Origin of the sequence: Amphibacillus sediminis NBRC 103570 (genome assembly GCF_001552275.1) — a bacterium.
Taxonomy (GTDB): Bacteria; Bacillota; Bacilli; order Bacillales; family Amphibacillaceae; genus Amphibacillus_B; species Amphibacillus_B sediminis.
Map to the genome: position 1 here is coordinate 21512 of NZ_BCQW01000029.1, position 9794 is coordinate 31305.

Annotated in this window: 11 protein-coding genes; 3 read left to right on the forward strand and 8 right to left on the reverse strand. The window is 36.6% G+C overall.

Annotation, left to right across the window (positions count from 1 at the left end):
* Positions 1 to 5: 5 nt before the first annotated feature.
* The 8 genes from ASE01S_RS13475 to ASE01S_RS13510 form a co-directional block, all read right to left on the reverse strand.
* The gene (locus ASE01S_RS13475) at positions 6 to 326 is read right to left on the reverse strand and encodes a PTS lactose/cellobiose transporter subunit IIA (RefSeq protein ID WP_067843453.1); all 321 of its coding nucleotides are present in this window, start codon (positions 324 to 326) and stop codon (positions 6 to 8) included.
* A gap of 87 nt (positions 327 to 413) precedes the next feature.
* On the reverse strand, positions 414 to 1823 hold the full coding sequence (gene lacG / locus ASE01S_RS13480; RefSeq protein WP_067843456.1) for a 6-phospho-beta-galactosidase: 1410 nt from the start codon (positions 1821 to 1823) through the stop codon (positions 414 to 416).
* A 32-nt stretch (positions 1824 to 1855) separates the two neighbouring features.
* Positions 1856 to 2689: a PRD domain-containing protein gene (locus ASE01S_RS13485; protein WP_067843458.1), complete on the reverse strand. Its 834-nt coding sequence runs from the start codon at positions 2687 to 2689 to the stop codon at positions 1856 to 1858.
* A 333-nt stretch (positions 2690 to 3022) separates the two neighbouring features.
* Positions 3023 to 3997, reverse strand: coding sequence for a tagatose-bisphosphate aldolase (gene lacD / locus ASE01S_RS13490; RefSeq protein ID WP_067843461.1), 975 nt, complete (start codon positions 3995 to 3997; stop codon positions 3023 to 3025).
* Positions 3998 to 4204: 207 nt separating this feature from the next.
* A complete protein-coding gene (gene lacC, locus ASE01S_RS13495; RefSeq protein ID WP_067843464.1) occupies positions 4205 to 5137 on the reverse strand; it encodes a tagatose-6-phosphate kinase in 933 nt (310 codons plus the stop codon).
* Between the two features lie 19 nt (positions 5138 to 5156).
* The gene (gene lacB, locus ASE01S_RS13500) at positions 5157 to 5672 is read right to left on the reverse strand and encodes a galactose-6-phosphate isomerase subunit LacB (protein WP_067843467.1); all 516 of its coding nucleotides are present in this window, start codon (positions 5670 to 5672) and stop codon (positions 5157 to 5159) included.
* 294 nt (positions 5673 to 5966) lie between these two features.
* On the reverse strand, positions 5967 to 6395 hold the full coding sequence (gene lacA / locus ASE01S_RS13505) for a galactose-6-phosphate isomerase subunit LacA (RefSeq protein WP_067843470.1): 429 nt from the start codon (positions 6393 to 6395) through the stop codon (positions 5967 to 5969).
* A gap of 433 nt (positions 6396 to 6828) precedes the next feature.
* Positions 6829 to 7581: a DeoR/GlpR family DNA-binding transcription regulator gene (locus ASE01S_RS13510; protein ID WP_067843473.1), complete on the reverse strand. Its 753-nt coding sequence runs from the start codon at positions 7579 to 7581 to the stop codon at positions 6829 to 6831.
* Between the two features lie 403 nt (positions 7582 to 7984).
* Between ASE01S_RS13510 and ASE01S_RS13515 the strand changes: the two genes are divergently transcribed.
* From ASE01S_RS13515 to ASE01S_RS13525, 3 genes are all read left to right on the forward strand, one after another.
* Positions 7985 to 8371 carry a GntR family transcriptional regulator gene (locus ASE01S_RS13515; protein ID WP_067843476.1) on the forward strand — a complete coding sequence of 129 codons (387 nt, stop codon included), beginning with the start codon at positions 7985 to 7987 and terminating at the stop codon, positions 8369 to 8371.
* Positions 8361 to 9212: an ABC transporter ATP-binding protein gene (locus ASE01S_RS13520; protein WP_067843479.1), complete on the forward strand. Its 852-nt coding sequence runs from the start codon at positions 8361 to 8363 to the stop codon at positions 9210 to 9212. Before ASE01S_RS13515 ends, ASE01S_RS13520 begins: the two co-directional genes overlap by 11 nt.
* 14 nt (positions 9213 to 9226) lie before the next feature.
* On the forward strand, positions 9227 to 9794 hold a 568-nt coding region (locus ASE01S_RS13525; RefSeq protein ID WP_067843482.1), incomplete at its 3' end, for an ABC-2 transporter permease.

Genomic DNA, 9794 nt, shown 5'->3' on the forward strand with positions numbered 1-9794 from the left:
CCTTTTTATTTATTGTATTTTTCTTTATACAGCTCCACAAAATCTTGAATAATTTCCTGCAATAGAATGGTTGTCATTAAATGATCTTGTCCATGTACAAAGATAAAACCGATATCCAGGTTGTTGCCACTAGCTTCTTCTGATAATGCCTTTGTTTGTGCATTATGAGCTCGTTTCAAGTTTTCATCTGCTTCTTTTAAATAGTCCTCTACATGATCGAAGTTACCATGACGTACTTCGTGTAAAAGCTTCATTAATGAACTGCGAGCATCCCCTGCATAAGCGACAATTTCAAACCCTAACATTTGTAATTCTTCTCTATTCATTGCGATTTCCTCCAAGTGTTGTAATCCTTTTCATTTCTCTCAACAAATACTAGGTTGATGTTGGCACGACCAACCTAGAGTATCCGCTTAAATAATTGTTTTTGTTTCACTTACGCATTTATACCAGTAAGCCGATTCCTTTGGAAATCGTTTCTGTGTTTCAAAATCAATATAGAATAAACCATAACGTTTGCTGTAACCATTAACCCAAGAGAAAACATCCATTAATGACCAAATAAAATAACCTTTAACATTTACCCCTTCACTAATTGCATCAGATAAAGCATTAAAGTGTTGGCGTAAATAATCGATCCGCGGTTCATCCATAATGACACCGTCTTCAAAATGATCTTTATAGCCTAATCCATTTTCGGTAATGTAGATTTTGTTGTAGTTAGGATACTGTTCTTTAACCATGAGTAATAAATCATAGAGACCTTTCGGGTAAATGATCCAATCCCAGTCCGTTTTAGGTAAGTCTTCACGAATCACACGTTCCCCTATGCCTTTAATCCGGTAAACTTGACTGCCTTTTTCACCCGTTGTGTTATAATGTAGCGTACTTTCACCTTTATATTCTTTCACCCAGTGACTTCCATAGTTATTAATACCTAAGAAGTCATTGCGGTTAGCGGCTTTCTTCATTTCAACAAAGTCATCTTCATCAATGTCAATCGTTTGCTCGTTAGCAACCAAGATTTCATTAACGAGAGCCATCGTTTCATCCGAGTAATAACCAAGATAAGTTGCATCTAGTAAAAATTTGATTGATAATGCTTCATCTAATTTTGCCGCATGGACATCCTCCGGCTTATTTGTTGCAGGGTACTTGTATTCCAAAGAATGAACGACACCAATTTCCCCCTCAAAATCACCTTCTTTAAAGATATTAACTGCACGAGCATGGGCATACATCATATTGTGTAAACACGTTACCGTTTTACTGATGTCAAATTGAATTTCTGGTGGGAAAGAACCAAGCAGGTATTGATTCGATGCAACTGGATAAATCTCATTAAACGTACTCCAGTAGTAAACTTCAGAAAACTCATTAAAGCAAAACTCGGCGTAATTAACAAAATGGTCAACATTTTCACGATTCAGAAAGTCACCGTTATCAAATAAGGCCTTCGGTGTATCAAAATGATGTAACGTTACAAACGGGATCACACCATGTTTTTTACATTCAGCGAAAACGTTGTGGTAGTACTCTACTCCCTTTTGATTGACCTCCCCATAGCCATTGGGGAAAATACGGCTCCAGGCAATTGACATCCGAATACTATCAATCTTGAATTTCTTACAAAGTTCAAGATCAACCGGATACTGATGATAAAAATCACTGGCTGGTTCTGCGGTATAACGTCCCTTTTCTACTAAAAAGGTATCCCATGCAACCAGACCTTTGCCATCGGCCGTTGTAGAACCTTCACATTGATAGGCAGCCGTTGCACCTCCCATTAAAAAATCTTGAGGAAGCTTTTTAAATTCAGTCATTTTACTCGCTCCTTATGGTTGTGTTCATTTTTTTATAAAAGACGTTGAATATGAATCGTAAAATAGACACGCTCACTTTCACTAAGCTCACGGTCAATTTGCTTACTGATGAGGTGATAAATGTTATCACCAATTTCGTAAGCCTTTGGATAGTCCTTTTTCAATGTTTGCTCAAAATCAGTCGAGAACTGATTTTTATCCTCGTTCTGATCACTGATTCGTTCTAAGAAGTAGTTGAGATGGACCATTAATCGATCATAGTAATTCTGATTTGCTTCATTTCTCGTTATTCCGTAATTTCTCAGTTCATTTTGTACTAGAATAATAATATTCTTGGCGAAAAGATTGTTATCATCACGGCCAACTGTCGAACCTTTAGCATTGATAAAATGTAAGGCAATACGACCTATTTCATCATCTGGCAAGGTAATCCCCAAGCGTTGATTGATCATTTCGAGCGCATCTTCTGCGATCCGAAATTCTACCGGATAGTCCTTGCGCATATCAGGCAGACGCGAAAGCTCATATTGTCCCTTAAGAATGTGCTGATAAACAAGATGGATGTGATCAGTTAATGTGACATAAATATATTCTTGAACGGGATAATGATAATGATCGATCGCATTTTCAATAATTTCATAAGTTGTTGTAATGAAATCCAAGGGGATATCTTTGAGCAAAGTTGAGAAATTATGTTTGGATTCCTTATTTTTCAATGTGAAAACTTTTTCAATATGATCTGGCGAAATCAAATCACCTTTTTTCTTTTGAAAGGCAATACCGGAGCCCATTACTACAGCTTGTTCACCAGATTCAGTCCGTACAATAGCCACACTATTATTTAACGGTTTAATGACTCGATACATCGATACACCCACTTTCACTCAAAAAAAAGACTGCAAATAGGTAGAATCATTCATTAAAAGATTCCAACTACTATTCGCAGTCTCGCCTAATCGAATTAGTAACGATCCACTAACTATTAACATTTCCTTGGTTAAATGGTATCATAAAAACAAACAATTGTAAACGTTTCTATTTTAAAGAATGTTTGATTTTTTTTATTTTTGTTTATATAGTTATATCGATGCCTTGTTTTAAGAGCGCATTGCAGTTTGAGTACTACCGTTATTTTTTATGAGAAAGATTATTTCATCATAGCTTTGCTCGTTTTTGAGTTTAATAGGTTCTTTCAGTCACTACAATTTTATCGGTGTTGCGGTTTCCTTCAACACGACATTCAACGCCTCAATATTTTTTTTACCTTCCGATTGCATCCATTCTTTTGCCGCTTCTTCTCCTTTAACAATGAATGGTTCTACGCCACTTGCCCAGGTAGCACGACCACATAGCACACCATTAAATGTTGAACCCGACTTTTTGGCAAAACGTAACGTTTCCTGAAACATTTCTGCAGAAACGCCAGCACTCAAGAAAATAAAAGGTAAATGGGTGGCTTCAGATTGTTCTTTGAAGTATTTTGCTGCTTCTTCTTTAGAGTATACGATTTCATTGTCGGTATAACCTTCAACAAATTTCATATTTACTGGAACTTCCACCTTCAATACGTCTACACCATAACGGGGATGGGAAAATTCTCGCATCATCTCAATCACTTTATAAGGTTTTTTTACGGCATATTCCTTACTACTCGTATCCTGATGATGAGCATCATAAGAGACTAATTCAAGGAAAAATGGTAAATCTTCAGCCGTACACTCAGAACCGATTCGCTCGATAAAGGCCTTTTTTTGCTCATTAATTTGATCAGGCTCATCCACATCATAGTAAAGTAAAAATTTACAAGCATCTGCTCCTGCTTCTTTCAACCGTTTTACAGACCAAACGGACAAGATATCCGGTAACCGCCCAGGAGTTGATGCATCATAGCCCGTTTTTTCATAAGCGAGTAATAATCCCGCATTTTCATCCCGAATATTGGCTGCTGGTAAACCATATTCCGGGTCTAACAAGATAGATGACGCATATTGAGTGAGTTCAGACGAAACAATTTTCTTAAAATCTTCAATTTGTTTTGTTGCTACTTCACCCTCTTGATATGTCTTAATCATTTTTTTTAGAGCACCTCGCTGATCGATAGCTAGTGCACTGATCACATTGTTTTCATCACTTAATTTTTGGATATACATTCTCTTTTGCTCTGTACGCACCATTTTGTTCCCCCTCCTAAATATCAAATCCGCCTTATCGTATTTGTGCCTAGATTTTATTGAGCTTGCTTGATAAATGTTCACTGAAAATCTGTGCCATCCGCCAGAGGCTTTAGCTTGATTCAGCCGGGGTTTGCCCCCCACTGAATGGAATATAACGAGGCATGGATCTCACCACTTTTAGAAGTGTGAGACTTCTGTTGCATGAAGTTAAACTTTCGTTACTTTAATTTGTGCAAACAATTGTTGGTAATGGCTTAAATCCACATGACCCGTTAAAGACTCTCGGGCATTTAGCATGCCTAAAACATTCGCTCTTTTCAAAACTTCTTCGTCACTTTCACTTTTATCAATCGCATAGGCTAGGCCAGCTACAGTCGAATCCCCTGAGCCAACCGGATTGACCACATTGATATTTGGAATTTCCACTCGATAGAAGATGTCGTTATGTTTTGCGAATGCCCCTTCCGAACCCATAGACACAACAATCCATTCGATTCCAGCAAATAGTGGTTTTGATAGAGCTAGCTTTAGTCCTTTAATATCGTTAGAGAACTGTTTGCCGAGCAACTCAGACAGTTCATCTGTATTCGGTTTAATTAACAATGGTTTATGCTCTTGATTCAAAACCATGGCCAGTGATTCTCCAGAACAGTCCAAAATCACAGGTCTGTTTTTTTGATTAGAGATCGCAATCATTTCAACATAAAAATCCTTTGGTAAGCCAGCTGGCAAACTGCCAGAAAAGGTGAGCATACTTGCTTGATCTACTAATCCTCTAAATTGTTCTAAGAAGCTTTGGGCTTCTGCCTTAGAAATCACCGGTCCATTCTCTAAAATTTCGGTCTGGAGCCCATCATGTAAAAGCGCAATACAGTTCCGTGTTTCTCCTTTAATTTGGGAGAAGGCATGCTTTATTTCGAGTCGTGCTAGCTCTTTTTTGATCGCCTCTCCCAAGGTGCCACCGATGAGACCTGACGCTGTAACATCAGCCTTTAGCTGTTTCAGCACACGGGTTACATTTAAACCTTTACCTCCAGCCGTTTTCCTTACCTCAGGTGCTCGGTTGACTGTATTAAGACTGAACGCTTCAATTGGATAGGAAATATCAATTGAAGGATTCATCGTTATTGTTACAATCATAGTTTGTACTCCTCAAAGGTTAATCGTGGTATTCGCCACGATCCCATTTCGCTAAAAATTCATCAAAAAGATGAGGATCTGCTTGTTGGGGACTGTTTGTTTCAATATGTTCAATCTTTGCAATAAGCTTTTGGTTTGCTTCGGTTGGTTGATAGTCAGCTTTAATGAAAGCTTCAATAATATCACAGATTAAAAACGCTCCCGTGATCTTCCCGCCAAAGCCAATCACATTCGCATTCAATTGTTCCTTGGCATATATGGCTGTAGTCATGTCGCGAACTAGGGCCCCCCGAACGCCAGCTACTTTATTGACGGCGTTATTAATACCGACACCCGTTCCACAAATACACACACCTAAGTCTGCATCTCCCTTCACAACAGCTTCTCCAACTTTCTTTCCATAAATCGGATAATGGGTACGTGTAAAATCATAGGTTCCAACATCTAACACCTGATAACCTTTTGATTTTAAAAAGTCTGAGACAGCAATTTTTGTATCCGTAACGATATGGTCACATCCGATTGCAATTTTCATCGTTTATTCTCCCCTTTCATTAATAAAGTGAAACTTCGTTCAGTGGGGGTTTTAACGCATAGGATGTGCTCGTATAGACGTTGCGACACGACGTCGCGAACTTAGTCAGCTTCCTCCCTCCCCCACTGAACGTTACTTGAACCAATTGGGCCGTTACTGGCTGTTGGATTCCCCTCTTAGAAATATGTGTGTTCCCTTATTTCTTGAAGTGGTAGTCTTACAAAAGCCCTTCGATGGGGCGAGTAATCGCAGCCCCAGCCAATTACACTGCGATAAAAGCTATATTTGGTATCATCAGCACATTTTATTTAACATATCTACACGGATTTGGTGCCGGCCTCCGTCATAGTTGGCTGCTAAAAACTGCTTAACAATATTTCTAGCTAACTCAGGTCCAACGATTTTTGCACCTAGCGTAATCATTTTGGCGTTATTATGCTCGCGCGTCATATAAGCAGAACGTTCATCAGAAACTTCCGCAACGATCATTCCTTTAACCTTTGAGGCTGCCATAAAGCTTCCAGCACCATAACCGTCAAAGGCAATGCCTAAACTCCCTTCATTCGCTAGTAAATCTTGAGCAATAGCTAATGAAGATTCTACAAAGTCTACCGAAGCTGTTTCGCTTTTATCAGCGATTTCAAACCCTTCTTTTTCTAAATAATCTTTAATAAGTTCTTTTAAACTCATCCCCTCTGGATCTGCCCCAATTACAACACGCATACTAGTCCCTCCTCTTAAATTAGACAAAAAATTTTTTTGATTGTTGCTCATCATGAACTTTATTTCTCTGACAACGTATCAAACTAATCCCCCAACCTTATACAAACATATTAAAACATTATCGAACATTAATCAACTTAATTTTAATATTTTTAAACTTTTTCAAACAAATCAACAAACATAAGTAAACGAGCGGATTAAAAAACTCATATTCGCTGATCTTATTTAGTGAATGTGATCGTTTTTCTATCATCCGATAGAAAGGATAGGCACGCTTAGCCTATAAAAAAAGACAGCTCAAACGATTTAAGTTTGAACTGTCTCTGTTTATTTAATCATATAATGCATGCAGAATGAGGTGTCAAAGGGATGACACTCGACACGAGCCAACGATTAGATCCGGTATTTATATTTGCTAGTTTTTGAACATCTTCTAAGCTAAAATAATGCCATCTGTTTCTATCTTACTATAGTTTTCGTTCTCATCTTTGTTGACAATCACTTTAGTTATATCTTTTAAATGATAATAAACCGAAAAATCCGTTTTACCGATCTTTGAAGTATCTATTAACAAGTACCGTTTGATTGAATTACTTAGGGCAATGCTTTGAGTTTGACCTTCTTCTATAGTAGAGGTCATAATATCCTGCTTAGTTAAGGCATTACAACTGAAAAAGGCTTTATGAAAGTGCATATCCTGCAAATTCTTATTAGTTATCTCACCAACAAAAGCTTGCGTCCGTTCCCGCATTTCTCCACCCAACAAGTAAATCATTCTATTTTGCTTGTTTTTCATTAAGCGTTGAAAGACTGGCCAGCAATTCGTAACGATCCGAATATTGTCAATTTGAATCTTTTCAGCTAATAGCTCGCATGTTGTACCTGGTCCAATAAAAATCGTGTCCCCCTCTTGGATAAAATCCGCTGCTCTTTCTGCAATTTTTTCTTTTTCTTCTATATGAATTATCTTCTTCTCTACATGAGTTAGCTCCTTCTGGGGGTAGAAATCATGCAGTCTAGCTCCACCATGAACCCTTTGTAATTTGCCTTGACTTTCTAATTCTCCTAAGTCACGCCTAGCCGTCATATCCGAAACCGCTAATTTATCCATAATATCTGTTACTTTAATCGTCCCTGTCTTAGACATCAATTCCATAATTTTATTTAAACGCTCTTCCTTTAGCATAGAAACACCTTCCTGATATCAAGTTATCTATCTGATCTTCCATTTATTCAATGCTCTGTTCTTGTATTAATATAATAGCAAATTTTGTTCATTTAGCAAAAGGTAGATGAGATTATTCTAACAAAAGGCATGAAAATCAAACAAAAATAAACGGCGGGAAGCTCGGATTGAATGATGTTACCAGCCCAAATTCAACAGGTAGATTATGCCTAACTCTAACAATCTACAGTCTTTTGCAATCAGCTCATAATTATACATCCCATCTATCCGATCCAATTTTTTCAGTGTGTAATGAAATTGTTTATTGACAAACACTGATTGATCGATTATAGTGATCATAGTGTTTATAGTGTTTATAGTGTTTATAGTGATTATGAACAGTATAATGTGAGAGGGTGTTAATTTGAAAATCATTATACAAAATTCATCTGATGTCCCTATTTATCAACAGATATATGAACAGATTAGAGAAGCAATTTTGTCCAAAGCTATTTCAGAAGGAGAACTCTTACCATCAATTCGGCAATTATCCAGAGAACTAAAGGTAAGTGTGATTACAACGACAAGAGCCTATACAGAATTAGAAAAAGACGGTTATATCATGATTGTTCAAGGTAAGGGCTGTTATGTCAAATCCATAAATCAGCATGTACTTGAAGAAAGCCTATTAAAAGGCATTGAGGAACATTTCTCTGAAATTTTGAAATCTGCTAAATTACTAAAAAAGTCAGATGAGGAATTACTTCAACTTTTAAAATTCTTAATGGAGGAGATCAATTATGACGAGTAATGCATTAGAAGTTCGTAATTTAAGGAAAACTTTTAAAGATTTTTGTTTAGATGATATTTCATTTTCTTTGCCAAATGGTTTTATCATGGGATTAGTAGGCAAAAACGGAGCCGGTAAAACAACTACGATCAAACTTATTTTAGAACTCTTGCAAAAAGAAGCGGGAATGATAAAAATATTCGGCAAAGAGATCAATCGTGATTTTGATATTAAACAAGATATAGCCGTTGTTTTCGATGACTTATTTTTTGTTGATGACTGGAAAATATCAGATGTAGAATCAGCACTTGCCCCATTTTATAGTAGGTGGGATACTCATACCTTCCACAGCTATTTAAAAAAATTTAATTTGACAACAAATAAAAAAGTAAAAGAACTATCCAAGGGCATGAAGATGAAATTAATGTTATCAGTAGCTTTATCACATAAGGCACGCTTACTGATTTTAGATGAACCTACCAGTGGTATTGACCCAGTTGCCCGTGATGAATTATTAGATATCCTTTTACACTACATCGAAGATGAAAATAACAGTATATTATTTTCAACACACATTACCTCCGACCTGGATAAAATAGCTGATTATTTAACGATTATTAATAACGGGACTATTTTTTATACAGGTACCAAAGATGGCTTATTTGAAAAATACTGTATTGTAAAAGGCGGTCTGGAGCTATTGACCACTGAAACTGAAAAATACTTGTTAGGTATCCAAAAAGGCTCAACAGGGTTTTCTGCGTTGTTAGATATTGACAATATCAAATATATTACACCAGATATGGTTACGGAAAAGGCTACGATTGATGATGTTCTCATTCATGTTAATTTAGAAAAATAAAAGGAGCTGATGTTATGACGACAATTAAGAATCTAATAAAGCTTGATTTTTATGCGATGAAGCCTCTTGCTAAGACGATGGTGGCTTTCCTAATCATACCCATTATCTTAGGTCTTGTTGCCGATCAAGGAATGAGCATCATGGTCACATTAACTTTTATGGTATTTATGCTCAATTCTGTTTTTTCAATAACTGAACAAAGCAATTTCAATAAACTGTACGGTGTCTTACCCATTAAAAAATCATTAAATATAATAAGTAGATACTTATTTTCATTGTTGGTTTTAATATGTACGGCTGCCCTATCATTTTTAATTTTTATGGCTCTATCGATTATTTCAAATGGCAGTATTAACTGGACAAATGGAATCATATATTTGACGGTATCCATTGTGATTGCCTTATTCTTTATCAGTATTCAATACCCAATCTATTTTAAATTCGAATTTTCAAAAGCAAACCTTATGGCAATACTACCCTACATTGTCTTCTTTGCTATCGGTGCCCCTCTTATTCAATATCTGATGAAAAACGTTACTTTCTATACCAATGTTATGAAGGTCATTAATTATTTTTATCAGG